We start from the raw sequence: 14,690 nt of genomic DNA on the forward strand, positions 1-14,690 counted from the left end.
ACAGGCGCTGCACGCAGTGGGGCGCTGTTGCGGAAGGGGGTTTGGTCAGGACAACGACATGCCCCCATCCGTGTCGGAAGGATCAATTCCCCGGAAGCCGCCGCTCCTTCCAGGCAGCTTTCGGCACTTCGCCACCGATGGCAATGCTGAAGGAGGTCACTTCGGTCGCATCTTCATTGACGACGCAATTGAAGTCGACGTCGTACCAGTTCGATTTGTTCTGGTAGGCCCCACCGCTGGCGTCCATACGGTTTTTGGCGATGAAGCCACCCCTCGGCCCGAAGGGCACCAGTCCTTCGGGCGGGGTATCCGGCCGCTGGCTGCGGATCTGTTCCAGCGCCTCGAGATTGCACAGTTGCAGGATCCGCCTCTTGACCGGCAGGTTGATCAGGGCCTGTTTCACCCGCGGATCGGCAATCGATTTTGCAGAATAAAGTTCTTTTGCTTTCGTCAATTTGCTTGGAACGGGCTTGAGTTCGACCTTTGCCGCAGCATCGGCCGGCTTTGCCTTTGCCGTCCCGTCTTCCGATTTGACCGTCTGCGGCTTGGCGTCAGGCGTTTCTTTTGCTTCAGGCTTGGCTTCGGCTACCGTCGCCGCTGCCTTTTCATCCGCCTTCTGTGTGGCGCTGTCAGTGGATCTCGCAGGCACGGCAAGCGTTGACGGGGGTTTCGGTTCCTTGACCGGTTCTTTTTTCTCGGTCGAGGACACGGTTGCCGGCTTATCCGCCGGCTTTGCCTTGTCATCCACCGCCTTTGCCGGCTCGGACGCCTCCGTCTTTTTCTCCGTCTCGCGCGCAGCCGGCGGAAGCTCTGCCTCCTTGTTGTCCTGCTTGGTCTTGGCCATGGCCGAGGCGAAGGATTGCGGCAGTTGCTGCGCCGGCTTGGGTTGCGGCTTCGGGTCTGCCTTCGGCTGGGGCTTGGGTTTGGGCTGCGGCTTTGGCTGTTCAGCCTTCTTCTCTTCGCCCTTTTTCGGCCCCGCCTTCTTCTGCTCTGCCTGTTTCTGCTCGGCCTTCTTCGGCTCCTTCGCCTCTGCTGGCGGCGGAACGAGCTCGACGTTGACGGTCTGCTCCTTCGGCGGCGTCGGCAGCTCGAAGGGCAGATCGTACAAAAGAAAAAGGGCTACGACGAGGTGCAGGGCGACCGACACCGGCGCGCCCCATCCCATCCGTTCCCGCCAATTTCCCGCAAAAAGCTGCATCGCCAAGGAGATAAACCAATCGACGGGCGGAACCTAGGAGCTTCCGCCGATCTCAACAAGAGGCATAGGCCTGCATATGCAGCCGGAGGTTCGCGCTGCAGCTTGCGGGCCATCGATCGTGGGCGAATGAAATTGACGCCTTCGGGGGTCGCCGCCATCAATCGCTGGCTTCTTGTCAAAAACGTTCCCGGCAAAAACGAGGCGGCGAAATCTGTTTCGGGCCACGCGCCAATTTCGCACAAAAATACCTATTATATAATTTCTATAGATTTAATTTTTACTCACGCGCGAACGGCTTCGCCCGGTGGCGCAATGACATTCTTTTGGCTTTGGGGACCCTCATGCAGCGAACTTCCACTCACCGAAAACTTTTCACAAAAGCCTTTGCCGCGACGGCAGCGCTGGCGGCGGGCCTCATCGCCACCTCGGCGCTTGCCGGCGAAACGCTTGACAAGATCAAGGCGCGCGGCGTCATCAAGGTCGGCGTCGGCACCACGCCGGGCTTCTTCTCACCCGACAGCAACGGCCGCTGGCAGGGCTTCTTCGTCGATTTCGGCCGCGCCATCGCCATCACCGTCTTCAACGATGCCGAAAAGGTCGAGTTCACCAACTCGTCGCCGCAGCAGCGCTTGCCGGCGCTGCAGTCCGGCGAGTTCGACATCCTGCTGTCCGGCGTGACCCAGACGGTGAGCCGCGCCTTCAAGCTTGGCTTCCACTTCGGCCCCGTCGTCTTCTACGACGGCCAGGGACTGCTGGTGCGCAAGGACCTTGGCGTAGCCAAGGGCGAGGAACTCGACGGCGCGACGATCGGTGTCCAGAGCGGCACGACCGGCGAACTCAACATCGCCGACTTCTTCCGCAAGACCGGCAAGGCCTTCACGCCGGTCACGATCGAGGAAACCGGCGAGTTCCTGAAGGCGCTCGACTCGGGCCGCGTCGACGCCCTGACCCAGGACGCGACCGACCTTGCGGCCAAGCGCACCCAGCTTTCCAAGCCCGACGATTACGTGCTTCTGCCCGAGCGCCTGTCGAAGGAGCCCTTGGCGCCGGCGATCCGCGCCGGTGACGACCAGTGGCTCGAAATCGTCAACTGGACGGTCTACGCGACGATCCAGGCCGAAGAGTTCGGCATCACCAAGGAGAACGTCGACACGTTCCTTGCGAGCGAGGATCCGGCGATCAAGCGCTTCCTCGGCGTCGATCCTTCGCTCGGCGAAGCGATCGGCCTTGATCCGAAATTCGCCTACAACATCGTCAAGACCGTCGGCAACTACGGCGAGATCTTCGAGCGCAACGTCGGCAAGGGCACGCCGCTCAACTTCGAGCGCGGCTACAACCAGCCCTGGACGGCCGGCGGCCTGCTCTATTCGCCGCCGTTCCGTTGAGCCGTTTCATGGTCCTTCCCATGACACGCCAACTCCAACCGGGCCCTTCGGGGCCCGGACCCGTCTCGCGCCTCCTGTCCTGGATCGGACCGCTGTCTTTGCAGCAAGGCCTGCTCTTTGTCGGCGTGCTGCTGCTCTTTGCCTTTCTCGGCCAGAACACCGCCGAGAGCATGCACCGCATGGGACTGACGCCGGGCTTTGCCTTCCTCTCCCATCAGGCCAATTTCGAGATCGGCGAAAGCGTTCTTCCTTACGCGGCCGGCGACAGCTACGCCCGGGCGCTTGCCGCCGGCATCGCCAATACCGTCAAGGTCGCGCTCGTCGGATGTCTGCTTGCAACCGTGCTCGGTGTCGCACTCGGCATCTTCAGGCTGTCCGGCAATCTGCTGCTAGCGACCTTCGCCCATGGCTATGTCGAGCTTCTGCGCAACACGCCTTTGTTGCTGCAACTGTTCCTGTGGAGTGCGATCATCCGCGCGCTTCCGCCGCCGCGCGGCGCCTATACGTTTCTGGGCAGCGTCTACCTCAGCAATCGCGGCGTCTTTCTGCCCTCGCTTTCGGTCGACGGTCTGCCGGCCTCCGTATGGCTGCCCGCGGTGCTCCTGACCGTCTTCGCGGCACTCGTCATTTCCAGGCGCCTGCTGGCGGGCGCGACGTTCTATCTGCCGAAAACCGCCGGCACCGTACTCGGCGCGTTGGCAATCTTCTATTTCGCTCTCGTATCCCTCGGCTTCAGCGCATCGGTCGAAGTGCCTGCCAAGGGCGGCTTCAACATTCGCGGCGGCCTATCGCTGACCCCGGAATTCGCCGCGCTGCTGATCGGCCTCGTCGTCAATGCCTCCGCTTCGATTTCCGAGATCGTGCGCAGCGGCATCCAGTCGGTGGCATCGGGTCAATGGGAAGCCGCTCGCGCACTCGGGCTGAAGCCCGCGCAGATCATGCGCCTCGTCGTACTGCCGCAGGCGCTTCGGGTGATCACGCCGCTGATGATTTCGAGCTTTCTCGATCTGACCAAGAATTCGAGCCTCGCGGTCGCAATTGGTTACCCCGATCTCGTCAGCGTCGCCAACACGACGGCCAACACCACCGGTCAGGCTCTAGAAGCGATCATCATCATCGGCGTCGTCTACCTGACGATCAGTCTTGCGGTTTCGGCCCTCATGAACCTCTACAACCGGCGCGTCGTTCTGCGCGGAGAAGGAAAACGATGAGCCAGATCGAACTTGCGCCGCCGGTCGCGCCCGACTGGCACCGCTGGCGTGAAGGCCTCTTCAACGGTTGGGCCAATGGCCTCGTCACGCTGGCGACGCTCGCCGCAATCCTCTGGATTGCACTTCCCTTTGTCCGCTGGGCCGTCATCGATGCCGTCTGGACCGGCACCGCGGCCGATTGCGCCACGGAAACGGCGGGCGCCTGCTGGGCGTTTGTCGGCGCCAAGTTTCGTTTCATGCTCTTCGCCTTTTTCCCGCCGCCGCTGCAATGGCGCCCGGCGCTGGTGATCGCCCTCATTGCTGCGCTCCTGACCGTCTCCGCCATTCCCCGTTTCTGGAGCTTCCGCCTGGTGCCGGTCTGGTTGCTGGCGCTCGTCGGCATCTGGCTGCTGATGGCGGGGACGTCGGGCTTGGAACCGGTCTCGACCAATCATTGGGGCGGGCTGCCGATCACGCTCACAGTCTCGATCGCTGGCCTTGCCTTCGCCTTTCCGATCGCGCTGCTGCTGGCGCTTGCCCGCCAGTCGGACATGGGGCTCGTGCGCTCCCTGGCCATTGCCTTCATCGAAGTGCTGCGCGGTGTGCCGATGATCGCCGTGCTCTATGTCGCCATGCTGATCGTGCCGATGGCGCTACCGAGCGGCGCGGCCATCGACAAGCTGCTTCGGGCGCAGATCGGCGTCACCCTGTTCTTCTCGGCCTACCTCGCCGAGATCATCCGCGCCGGATTGCAGGTGATCCCGGCGGGTCAGAAGGAGGCGGCGCTGTCGCTTGGCCTCAGCCGGATCCAGATGCTCCGGCTGGTGGTGCTGCCGCAGGCGCTGCGAGCTGTCATCCCGGCCATCGTCAACCTGTCGATCGGCATCGTGCTCAACACCTCGCTGCTTGCGGTCATCGGCATCTACGATCTGCTCAATGCCGCCAAGACCTCGGCCACCGATCCCGCCTGGCTCGGCTTTTACAGCGAGGCCTATATCTTCGCGGCATTGGTCTATTTCGCCATCTGCTTTTCCGGTTCGCGTTACAGCCTGTGGCTGGAGAAGAAGCTCAACGGCGCCCATCGCCGATAGCGGCATCTGACGGGGGTTGCGTGCCACGCGCCGCCGGGCCAAGAGTGCGCCGAAGCGAAATCTGTGACCGGGCAAAGCGCATGGGACAAAAGAACATCGCCGTCATTGGCGGCGGACCGAGCGGCTTGATGGCCGCCGAGGTGCTGTCCGAGCGCGGCCACGCGGTCACCGTCTATGACAGCATGCCGACGGTCGCGCGCAAATTTCTGCTGGCCGGCAAGTCGGGCCTGAACATCACCCATTCGGAGCCCTATACGGCCTTTGCGGAGCGCTTCGGCAATGCCTCGCCGCGATTGCGTGCGGCGCTGGACGCCTTCACGCCCGATGACATCAGGCAATGGGCGGCAGACCTCGGAACCAGGACCTTCGTCGGCTCCTCGGGCCGTGTCTTCCCGGAGGTGATGAAGGCGTCGCCGCTCCTGCGCGCCTGGCTCAAGTCGCTGGAAAGCCGAGGCGTTCGTATCCTGACGCGGCACCACTGGACTGGCTTTGAAGGCAAAGCACCCGCGTTCGATACCCCGGACGGCAAGACGCTTGTCAGCGCAGATGCGACTCTGCTCGCCCTCGGCGGCGCCAGCTATCCGCGTCTCGGGTCGGATGCCGCCTGGGTTTCCTGGCTGGAACAGAGGGACGTGTCTGTCGCCAAATTCCAGCCCGCCAATTGCGGCTTCGACGTCGACTGGAGCGAGACCTTCCGCGATCGCTTTGCTGGCGCCGCGCTGAAGGGCGTCACCGCAACGTCGGAAGCCGGCACCGTCCCGGGCGAATTCGTCATCAGCAGGACCGGCATCGAAGGCAGTCTCGTCTATGCGCACACGAGCGCGCTCAGGGACCGGCTGTCGCGCGGCGAACTGGCCGACCTGGTGGTCGACCTCACCCCGGGACGTGCCGTCGGGAAATTGGCAAAAGACCTTGGCCGCCTCGACACCAAGACCAGCTTTTCCAACCGCCTGCGCAAGGGGGCCGGGCTCGAAGGAGTGAAAGCGGCGCTGCTGCGTGAGGTTTCGCCTGATGCCGCGCGCTTGCCGCCTCCAGAACTTGCGGCCTTGATCAAGGCGTTGCCAATCCCGCTCATCCGCCCACGCCCGATCGCCGAGGCCATCTCCTCCGCCGGCGGCATCGCCTGGTCCGCGATCGATGACGAATACATGTTAAGAGCGCTGCCCGGCACCTTCGTCGCCGGCGAAATGATCGATTGGGAAGCGCCGACCGGGGGCTATCTGCTGACCGCCTGCTTTGCCACAGGGCGTGCGGCGGCTCGCGGCCTCGATCGTTGGCTTAACCGGCCAGCATAAAAGATCGCCGCGCCTTTGGCAGGCGCGGCGATGGTTTCAGGTGGCGTCAAAGCCTTACTGGTCGTTCAGCACCAACCCCTTGGTCAGCTCCAGCGCCTGGCGCTCGAAGAGACCGCGGTAGATGCCACCGTCGAGGCGGATCAGCGCGTCGTGCGTGCCCTCCTCGGCAATCCGGCCGTGGTCGAAGACCAGCAGCCGGTCGAGCGCCCGCACCGTCGAGAGCCGGTGCGCGATGACGAGCGTCGTGCGCCCCAGCATCAGCCGCTCCATCGCCTGCTGGATCAGCACTTCCGATTCCGAATCGAGGCTCGATGTCGCCTCGTCGAGGATCAGGATCGGTGCGTCCGCGAGGAACGCGCGGGCAATTGCGATGCGCTGGCGCTCGCCGCCCGAGAGCTTGACCCCGCGTTCGCCCACCAGCGTGCCGTAACCTTTCGGCAGAGCCGTGATGAAGTCGTGGGCGCTCGCAAGCCTTGCCGCCTTCTCGATCTCGCTCTGCGTGGCGTCCGGCCGCGCATAGGCGATGTTCTCCGACAGAGAGCGATGGAACAGGATCGGCTCCTGCTGGACGATCGCGATCTGCTGGCGCAGCGACGTCTGCGTCACCGATGCGATGTCCTGACCATCGATCCGGATCTCGCCGGCCTTCAGGTCATGCAGACGCTGGATCAGCTTGACGAAGGTCGTCTTGCCCGAACCTGAGTGCCCGACAAGACCGACGCGTTCGCCCTCCCGGATCGTCACCGAGAAGCGGTCGTAGAGCGGCTTGCGGTGCGCACCGTAGTGGAATGTCACATCCTTGAACTCGATGCGGCCGTCGGTGATGCGGATCGGCTTGGCATCCGCCTTGTCGTCGATGCCGAGCGACTGGCCATGGATGTCGACAAGCTCTTCCATGTCGTTGATCGAGCGCTGCAGGTTGCGGATGTGCTGCCCGACTTCACGCAGGTAACCCTGCAGGATGAAGAACGAGGTAAGCACGAAGGTGATGTCGCCGGCCGTCGCCTGGCCATTCGACCAGAGGAACAGCGCAAAGCCGATCACCGCCGCGCGCAGGATGAGCAGCATGGCGCCCTGCGACGTGCCGTTGGTCGTGCCGCGGATCCAGGTGCGGCGCGTGCGGTCACGCCATTTGGCGAGCACCTTGGCAAGGCGTGCGTCCTCGCGGCTTTCGCCGCCAAAACCCTTGACGACGATGTTGCAGCTCACGGCGTCGGCGAGCGCCCCGCCGAGCTTGGTGTCCCACCGGTTGGCAAGGCTTGCCATCGGCGCGACGTAACCGAGCGACAGCACGATCGTCATCAGAATGAAGACGATCGACCCGATACCGATGATGACGCCCATCATCGGCCAGTAGAACGACATCAGGATTGTCGATCCGACCAGCATCACGACGGACGGAAACAGGGCGACGAGCAAGGTGTCGTTCAAGAGATCGAGCGCCCACATGCCGCGCGTCACCTTGCGAACCGTCGATCCGGCAAAGCTGTTGGCATGCCAGTCGGTCGAGAAGCGCTGGATGCGGTAGAAGGCAGCCGACGCGATGTCGGTCATCATCTTGAGGGTCAGATCGGTGACCCCCAGGAAGGTGAGGTGCCTGAGAATGATCGCGCCGAGCGACAGCGCCATCAGCATCCAGAAGGCGGCAAGCGCCGCATCCCAGGCAAGCTGATCGGTCGCCACACCGGAAACGACGGCATCGACGAGCCGGCCCGAATAGAGCGGCGTCAGGACGTCAGCGAGGGTCGACAAGAGAACCATGCCGAGAATGACGCTGATGCGCAGCGGCTGCGCTTTCCAGTGAGACCAGGTGAATCCAAGAACGCTGCGGAACGCACCGCCGCGCAGGTCAATACGAGTAAAAGCCATAACAATCGCCCGATGCGCGACGCATCGGCCTCAAACAAGATCAGAATGGAATATGCCGTTAAAAGGAACCCAGCTTCCGATGCGGCATCATTGGAGTGACCAAATCCTCCGGAGAGGAAGGGCCAAGGTCAGCGAAACGAAATCCGACCTGGAAAAGACGAAAAGGCGAAAATGCCCTTCCCGGCCCAGTTCAAGACTGCACGCCGCCCCGTAGGGAGAAAGAAAAAGCTGGCATCTTTTGAAACCTCCCTGATTGGTTGCCGGAAGACGACCTATAGGCGAATCGCGCGCAACCGCCAAGTGCAGAAATCTTGCCATGGCGCCAATCGTCGCGGCTGCGACCTGTTTGCAACAGTCTCCGACATGCCTCCCGGGGTTTACGGCGGTGGGCTCTTCGTAGCAGAGTACGCCGCGATCGCCGACCGTGCATGCACGAAACGGCGGCATCTTGGGGAGGGTCCGCGACAACCGGCACCGGCAATGACCGGACGGCGATGCGCGGTGGGAGTGAATTGACAAGGTTCCGGTTCGATATCGTCGCGGCACTGCTGCCGCTGATCACACTTGGCTTCATGGCGTTTGCAGGGCCCGCGCGTGCTGTCGAGAAGCAGGAACTCGTGGTGGTCACCTCCTACCCGCCCTCCTTCTTCGAGCCCTTTCGCGCCGCTTTCGAACGCGCCAATGCCGACATGCGGGTGACGATCGTGCAGCGCAACACGGCGAGCGCCAGCCGCTTCGTCATTGAGAAGGCGGACGTGCCGGCCGACATCTTCTGGGCCTCGGCGGCCGATGCCTTCGAGCTCTTGAAACGCAACGGAAGCCTGCGCCCGATCGCGCCACGCAACACCGGCGCACCGGATCATGTCTTCGGTTATCCCGTAAACGACCCACGGGGCTACTATCTGGGCTTCGCGCTGTCGGGCTACGGCTTCGTCTACAATCCCGCCCATCTCGCCCGGAGCAAACTGCCCGTGCCGGAGGACTGGCAGGATCTGCTGAACCCCGTCTATTCCGGCCAGATCGGCATCACCACGCCTTCCCGCTCGGGCACGACGCACCTGATCGTCGAAGCCTTGCTGCAAACCTACGGCTGGGAGAAAGGCTGGGCGATGCTGTCGCAGCTCGGCGGCAATCTCTCAACGGTTACCGCCCGCAGCTTCGGGGTTGCTTCGGGCGTGGCGCAGCGGCGCTTCAGCATCGGCATCACCATCGATTTCCTCGCCACCTCGCCGGATTTCGCCGGCGCCGGCAATGTCTTCGTCCTGCCCCCCGACACCGTGTTCGTGCCGGCAAGCATCGGCATTCTGTCCCGGGCGCGCAACGTGCCGGGAGCCGAACGCTTCGTCGATTTCGTGCTTTCGGAGGCTGGCCAGAAACTCCTGCTGTCGCCGGCAATCGCCCGTATTCCCGTCAATCCAGCGCTCAACAGCGGCCTGCTGCCGCAGGAAGACGGCGAGCGCCTGCTGAAATCCGGCGGCTTCGACGCCGCCCTGTCGGCGCGCAGATATGGCCTCGTCAATCTGATTTTCGACGACTATATCGTGCGCCGCCGGGCAACCCTTGCCCGCCTGTGGAAGAGGGCTGCGGATCTGGAGGCGATGAACATCGAAGACGCGCAACGGCTGAGCATGCTGGCTCGGGCGCGGCGGCTGTTGGGTCAGCCTCCGCTTTCGGCAAGCGAAGTCGCCAATGTTGCTGAGGCCCTGCAAGGCGAATGGCCCCGCGGCGTCGCCCGCTCCCCTGCCCACGCAGAACTCGCGAGCCGCCTGCGCGCACTGATCGAACAGAACCTCAACGAGGCGGAGCAGCTGCTCTCCTCGGCGGCGCGATCTGGCGGTCCCGTCAATCTCCATCCGTGGCGGCAGTGACGATGGCGGTTCTCGAAACGACCGCACAGCAGCCGCGCTGGCGCTTCGGCATCGGCGCCCGCCTCGTGCTGGCCTTTGTCGCGATCGTCGGGCTCGCTGTCGGCGCCTGCCTGGTCGGTTGGCTTTCCTACGAGCGGCTGTCGGGCGAACTGTCGCGCATGGCGGATGAGCAGATGCCGCAGCTCGCCTTCGCGTCGCGACTCTCCAAGGCCGGGGCCGACATCGGCTCCGTGACGTCGGTACTTGCCGGCGCCGAAAGCCGCGCCGAGTACAACGAGATCCGCGCCGTCTACGCGACGCGCCTCCAGACCCTTCGCGCCCTGCTCGAAGAAAACACGGCGCAGTCGAGCACGGCGGCGCTGCTGCCGCTCGCCGAGGCCATCGGCACCAATCTGAAAAAGATCGACCTTGCCGCGGGCAAGCGCTTCACGCTGCGCGAGGCGATGCGGTCGGACATCGACGAGTTGCGCTGGGTCCAGGCCGATCTTCTGGAAGAAGCCGATCCGTTGGTCGACGACATCCGCTTCAACATCGAAGCGGAGACCCGCAAGGGTCAGGGTGCGGCCGCACTCGCCGAACAGCACAAGAGCGAAGCGCTGCTGACCGTCGTCTCCCAGGCGAACCTTGCGACAGGCCTGATCGGTCGGCTGGTCAACGCCACGACCGAAGAGGAAATGCAGGAGACCAACGCCTTTCTCGGCGACAGCGCCGACGAACTGGCAAGCCGCATCCGCTCGCTCGACAGCTGGCCCGACAGCATCACCGTTCGGCAGCTTGCCGGGCGCATTCTCGACCAGTCCAACGCCTCGACGGGCATACCCAATCGCAAGCGCTCGGAAATGCTGCAGGCCAGGACACTTGCCGAACTTGCCGGCGAAAACGGCCGGCTCGTCGAGGAGCTTGGCCGCAAGATCGAAACGGAAGTGATCGCGATCGAGGCAAGCGCCGGGGACGCCGCCCGGCGCGCGGCTGCGGCAATCGAGACCGGGCGAAGCCTGCTGGTCGCGATCGCCATTCTCTCGGTGCTCGTCGCAAGCGCGATCGGCTATTTCTACGTCCACCGCAACCTCATTGCCCGTATCCGCCTGCTGGCGACGGCCGCCGGCGCGATCAGCGGGGGCCGGCACTCCACGGCGATCCCGCCGCCCGAGGCCGACGAACTCGGCGACCTCTCGCGTGCGCTCACCCTCTTTCGCCAGACCCGCGACGAGCTGATCCAGTCGGCAAAGCTTGCGGCCCTCGGCCAGATGGCGGCCGGCATCGGCCACGAACTCAATCAGCCTCTAGCCGCCCTTCGCGCCCATATTCACAGCGCCGCCACTCTAATCGGCCGCGGCAAGGGCGAGCAGGCCGTCAACAACCTCGACAAGATGAAAGGGCTGACGGGACGCATGGCAGACCAGATCAGCCATATCCGCCGCTTTGCCCGGCGGCCGGACGCGCAGCTGCGGCCGGTCGATCTCACCGCGGCGGTGCGGGACGCCCTCAGCCTGCTCGAACACCGTTTCGAGGAGGAGAACGTCGCCCTCGATCTTTCGTTGCCGCAGGACAGTTCGGCAATGGTCATGGCCGAACCGGTCCGGCTCGAGCAAGTCGCCGTCAATCTCGTCGGCAACGCGCTCGACGCCGTCGCTGGCCAGCCACTTCGGCGCGTGAGCGTCAGCGTTGAAGTCACCGGCGGCGTCGCCCGGCTGATCGTCGGCGATACCGGGCACGGCATCGCCGCGGAAAACCTGCCAGCCGTGTTCGATCCCTTCTTCACCACCAAGCCGGTAGGCTCGGGGCTCGGTCTCGGCCTGTCGATATCCTACAACATCGTCAAGGATTTTGGCGGCGACATCACGATCCTCGACACCGGCCCGGCCGGCACACGATTCCTCGTATCCCTGAAAGGCCCGGAATGAGACCGGAAGCGGACATCATCCTGATAGACGACGACGCCAGCGTGCTTGAGGCCTGCTGCCAGGTGTTGGAACTGGAGGACTTCACAGTCTCCCCGCACGGTTCCGTCGTCGCGGCGCTCGCCGGCCTTCGCGCCGACAGCGACACCGTCATCGTCTCGGATGTGCGCATGCCCGATCATGACGGCTTCGACCTGGTCGCCGCCGTGCGCAAGGTCGATCCCGATATCCCGATCGTGCTGATGTCCGGACATGGCGATATCCCGATGGCGCTGCGTGCGATGCGCGAAGGCGCCTGGGATTTCCTGGAGAAGCCAGCCGATCCGGTGCACCTGATCGAAACCGTGCGCCGGGCCCGCGATCACCGTCGCCTGCTGCTGGAAAATCGGCGGCTGCGCCTCTCCGTCGACAAGGACGGCTGGGAGACGCGGCTGATCGGCCATTCGGCACCGATGGTGGCGCTGCGCGAAAAGCTGCAGCGCATTGCTGCCGCCTCCGCCGACGTGCTGATCATCGGCGATACCGGCACCGGCAAGGAAGTGACGGCAAGGGCGCTGCACGATTTCAGCGGCCGCAAGGGCCGTTTCGTCGCCGTCAACTGCGGCGCCATCCCCGAGACCATGCTCGAATCCGAGCTTTTCGGCCATGAGGCCGGCGCCTTTACCGGCGCGCGCGAAAAGCGCATCGGCAAGATCGAATATGCCGATGGCGGCACGCTGTTTCTCGACGAGATCGAGTCCATGCCGATCGCAGCCCAGGTGCGGCTGCTACGCGTCCTGCAGGAGCGCGTCATCGAACGGCTCGGATCGAACGTCGAACTGCCAGTTAACATCTGTGTGGTGGCGGCAACGAAAGCCGACCTGCACGATGCCGCGCGGCGGGGAGAATTCCGCGAAGACCTCGCCTACCGCCTCGACATCGCCCGGGTCGAACTGCCGCCGCTCGCGCGCCGCAAGGGCGATGTCGGCCTCCTGTTCCAGCACTTCCTCAGCCTTGCCGCAAAGCGCCAGGGGCGCACTGCGCCGCCGGTCGGCGTCGATCTGCTGGCCGATCTCAACGCCCGGCCCTGGCCCGGCAACGTGCGTGAACTGCGCAATGTCGCGGAACGCTTCGTGCTCGGGCTCGAAGAGCGCCCGGACAGCGAAGCCACGACCGCAGGCGGCGAGACGCTGGAAGCGCAGATGGACCGGCTGGAGCGGACCATCATCATCAACAGTCTCGCCAGACATGAGGGCCGCGTGGGTGCGACCGCCGATGCGCTCGGCATTTCCCGCAAGACGCTCTATCTGAAGATGCGCAAGTTCGACATCGACGCCCGGGCCGATGGCGACGAGGGGTAATGTTACCCTTTTGACCCCGCCTCGCCCGCCCCGATGTTACCTTTCTTACCCATCCCGACGTGAAACTGGCTGGTTTTGCCGGGTTTTTCGATCTGGCACGGGCCTTGCTCTCAATAGGACAGCCGCCAAGCACTGGCGGTCTATTGGGAGGAGATACCTATGTTGAAAACCATCGCAGCAGCGATGCTGATGTCGGCTGCCTTTACCGTGACGGCCCACGCCCAGGACGGCGGCAAGGTGACGATCGTCACTTCGTTCTCCAAGGACGTGACCGATCCGTTCAAGGCGGGCTTCGAAGCCGCCAATCCCGGCTTTACCCTTGACGTCCAGAACAAGAGCACCAGCTCGGGCGTGAAATACATCGACGAGACCAAGGTCAACAACCAGGTCGACCTGTTCTGGGCGTCGGCGCCTGACGCCTTTGACAGCCTGAAGAGCAAGGAGCTGCTGGCCAAGTTCACCCCGTCGGTGACGGGCCTGCCCGAAAAGGTCGGCTCCTATCCGGTCAACGATCCGGACGGCTTCTATTTCGGCTTTGCCGCGTCGGGCTACGGCATCATGTCGAACGACCGCTACCTGGAAGCCAACAACCTGCCGAAGCCCGCCGAATGGGGCGACCTCGCCAAGCCGGAATACTTTGACCACGTCGCCATCGCCGCCCCGTCGCGCTCCGGCACCACGCACCTGACGATCGAGACGATCCTGCAGGGCGAAGGCTGGGACAAGGGCTGGGGCACGCTCAAGGGCATCGGCGGCAACCTGCAGCAGGTAACCGAGCGCTCCTTCGGCGTTCCGGACGCCGTCAACTCCGGCCAGACCGGCATCGGCATCGTCATCGACTTCTTCGCCTTCTCGGCCCAGGCGAGCGGCTTCCCGGTGAGCTTCGCCTATCCGTCGGTCACGACGGTCGTGCCGGCCAATATCGGCATCGTCGCCAATGCGCCGAACCAAGCGGGCGCTGAAGCCTTCGTCAACTACATCCTGTCGGAGAAGGGCCAGGAAGTTCTGCTCGAGCCGGCGATCCGTCGCCTGCCGATCAACCCGGCGCTCTACGCCAAGGCGCCCGAAGGCTTCCCGAACCCCTTCAAGGATCCGCGCTTCCAGTCGATGATCACCTTTGACAGCGACGTCTCGAAGAAGCGCACGGATGTCGTCGACACGCTGTTCGACCAGCTCATCTCCTTCCAGCTCGAAAACCTGAAGGGCGCCACCCAGGCGATCCATGCGGCCGAAAAGGCGCTCGCTGCCAACGAACAGCCGGCGGCCCGCGCGCTTCTTGACGAAGCCAAGGCCCTGGCTGCCGCCATGCCGATCACGGCGGAGGAGGCAGCCAGCAAAGAAACGCGCGACGCCTTTACCGGCGGCGAAGAGAAGACCGCACGCCAGGCGGAACTGGAGCAGAAGTGGGCCGCGTTCGCGACGGAGAAATATGCCGCCGCCAAGGCCAAGGCTGAAGAAGCACTGAACCTCGTCGACTAACGCGCGACAGCGACCGCCTGCCCAACTGGCGGGCGGTCATGCTCCCAAAACATCATAGCTTCGCCGACCCTGGC

Annotated in this window: 10 protein-coding genes; 8 read left to right on the top strand and 2 right to left on the bottom strand. The window is 64.1% G+C overall.

Annotation, left to right across the window (positions count from 1 at the left end; translation table 11 throughout):
• Nucleotides 1-82 precede the first annotated feature (82 nt).
• Nucleotides 83-1,165 carry a DUF930 domain-containing protein gene (locus tag IB262_RS28250; protein ID WP_051659185.1) on the bottom strand — a complete coding sequence of 361 codons (1,083 nt, stop codon included), beginning with the start codon at nucleotides 1,163-1,165 and terminating at the stop codon, nucleotides 83-85.
• A gap of 374 nt (nucleotides 1,166-1,539) precedes the next feature.
• Here IB262_RS28250 and IB262_RS28255 point away from each other — a divergent pair, with 374 nt between their 5' ends.
• The 4 genes from IB262_RS28255 to IB262_RS28270 all read left to right on the top strand — a co-directional run bounded on the left by IB262_RS28255 (nucleotide 1,540) and on the right by IB262_RS28270 (nucleotide 6,159).
• Complete coding sequence (locus IB262_RS28255; RefSeq protein WP_034790164.1) at nucleotides 1,540-2,583, top strand: amino acid ABC transporter substrate-binding protein; 1,044 nt, start codon at nucleotides 1,540-1,542, stop codon at nucleotides 2,581-2,583.
• Between the two features lie 20 nt (nucleotides 2,584-2,603).
• The gene (locus IB262_RS28260; protein ID WP_034790323.1) at nucleotides 2,604-3,794 is read left to right on the top strand and encodes an ABC transporter permease subunit; all 1,191 of its coding nucleotides are present in this window, start codon (nucleotides 2,604-2,606) and stop codon (nucleotides 3,792-3,794) included.
• A complete protein-coding gene (locus IB262_RS28265; RefSeq protein ID WP_034790167.1) occupies nucleotides 3,791-4,864 on the top strand; it encodes an amino acid ABC transporter permease in 1,074 nt (357 codons plus the stop codon). Before IB262_RS28260 ends, IB262_RS28265 begins: the two co-directional genes overlap by 4 nt.
• A gap of 80 nt (nucleotides 4,865-4,944) precedes the next feature.
• A complete protein-coding gene (locus IB262_RS28270; RefSeq protein WP_034790169.1) occupies nucleotides 4,945-6,159 on the top strand; it encodes a TIGR03862 family flavoprotein in 1,215 nt (404 codons plus the stop codon).
• A 54-nt stretch (nucleotides 6,160-6,213) separates the two neighbouring features.
• Here the strand turns inward: IB262_RS28270 and IB262_RS28275 are convergent, their stop codons facing one another.
• The gene (locus IB262_RS28275; protein ID WP_034790171.1) at nucleotides 6,214-8,028 is read right to left on the bottom strand and encodes an ABC transporter ATP-binding protein; all 1,815 of its coding nucleotides are present in this window, start codon (nucleotides 8,026-8,028) and stop codon (nucleotides 6,214-6,216) included.
• A gap of 512 nt (nucleotides 8,029-8,540) precedes the next feature.
• Here IB262_RS28275 and IB262_RS28280 point away from each other — a divergent pair.
• The 4 genes from IB262_RS28280 to IB262_RS28295 all read left to right on the top strand — a co-directional run bounded on the left by IB262_RS28280 (nucleotide 8,541) and on the right by IB262_RS28295 (nucleotide 14,616).
• Nucleotides 8,541-9,896 carry an extracellular solute-binding protein gene (locus IB262_RS28280; protein ID WP_051659186.1) on the top strand — a complete coding sequence of 452 codons (1,356 nt, stop codon included), beginning with the start codon at nucleotides 8,541-8,543 and terminating at the stop codon, nucleotides 9,894-9,896.
• A 2-nt stretch (nucleotides 9,897-9,898) separates the two neighbouring features.
• On the top strand, nucleotides 9,899-11,800 hold the full coding sequence (locus IB262_RS28285; RefSeq protein WP_090427672.1) for an ATP-binding protein: 1,902 nt from the start codon (nucleotides 9,899-9,901) through the stop codon (nucleotides 11,798-11,800).
• Nucleotides 11,797-13,137 (top strand): sigma-54 dependent transcriptional regulator, encoded by a 1,341-nt coding sequence (locus tag IB262_RS28290; protein ID WP_034790200.1) that lies wholly within the window; start codon nucleotides 11,797-11,799, stop codon nucleotides 13,135-13,137. The genes IB262_RS28285 and IB262_RS28290 overlap by 4 nt, the downstream gene beginning before the upstream one ends.
• A gap of 159 nt (nucleotides 13,138-13,296) precedes the next feature.
• Nucleotides 13,297-14,616, top strand: coding sequence for an extracellular solute-binding protein (locus IB262_RS28295; protein WP_034790202.1), 1,320 nt, complete (start codon nucleotides 13,297-13,299; stop codon nucleotides 14,614-14,616).
• Nucleotides 14,617-14,690: the final 74 nt, after the last annotated feature.

Source organism: Ensifer sp. ENS02 (assembly GCF_014851885.1).
Classification (GTDB): Bacteria; Pseudomonadota; Alphaproteobacteria; order Rhizobiales; family Rhizobiaceae; genus Ensifer; species Ensifer adhaerens.

Excerpts from the sequence above, each read along its gene's own strand:
- IB262_RS28250 (WP_051659185.1), bottom strand. The coding sequence starts at position 1,165 with ATGGGATGGGGCGCGCCGGTGTCGGTCGCCCTGCACCTCGTCGTAGCC.
- IB262_RS28255 (WP_034790164.1), top strand. The coding sequence starts at position 1,540 with ATGCAGCGAACTTCCACTCACCGAAAACTTTTCACAAAAGCCTTTGCC.
- IB262_RS28260 (WP_034790323.1), top strand. The coding sequence starts at position 2,604 with ATGACACGCCAACTCCAACCGGGCCCTTCGGGGCCCGGACCCGTCTCG.
- IB262_RS28265 (WP_034790167.1), top strand. The coding sequence starts at position 3,791 with ATGAGCCAGATCGAACTTGCGCCGCCGGTCGCGCCCGACTGGCACCGC.
- IB262_RS28270 (WP_034790169.1), top strand. The coding sequence starts at position 4,945 with ATGGGACAAAAGAACATCGCCGTCATTGGCGGCGGACCGAGCGGCTTG.
- IB262_RS28275 (WP_034790171.1), bottom strand. The coding sequence starts at position 8,028 with ATGGCTTTTACTCGTATTGACCTGCGCGGCGGTGCGTTCCGCAGCGTT.
- IB262_RS28285 (WP_090427672.1), top strand. The coding sequence starts at position 9,899 with ATGGCGGTTCTCGAAACGACCGCACAGCAGCCGCGCTGGCGCTTCGGC.
- IB262_RS28290 (WP_034790200.1), top strand. The coding sequence starts at position 11,797 with ATGAGACCGGAAGCGGACATCATCCTGATAGACGACGACGCCAGCGTG.
- IB262_RS28295 (WP_034790202.1), top strand. The coding sequence starts at position 13,297 with ATGTTGAAAACCATCGCAGCAGCGATGCTGATGTCGGCTGCCTTTACC.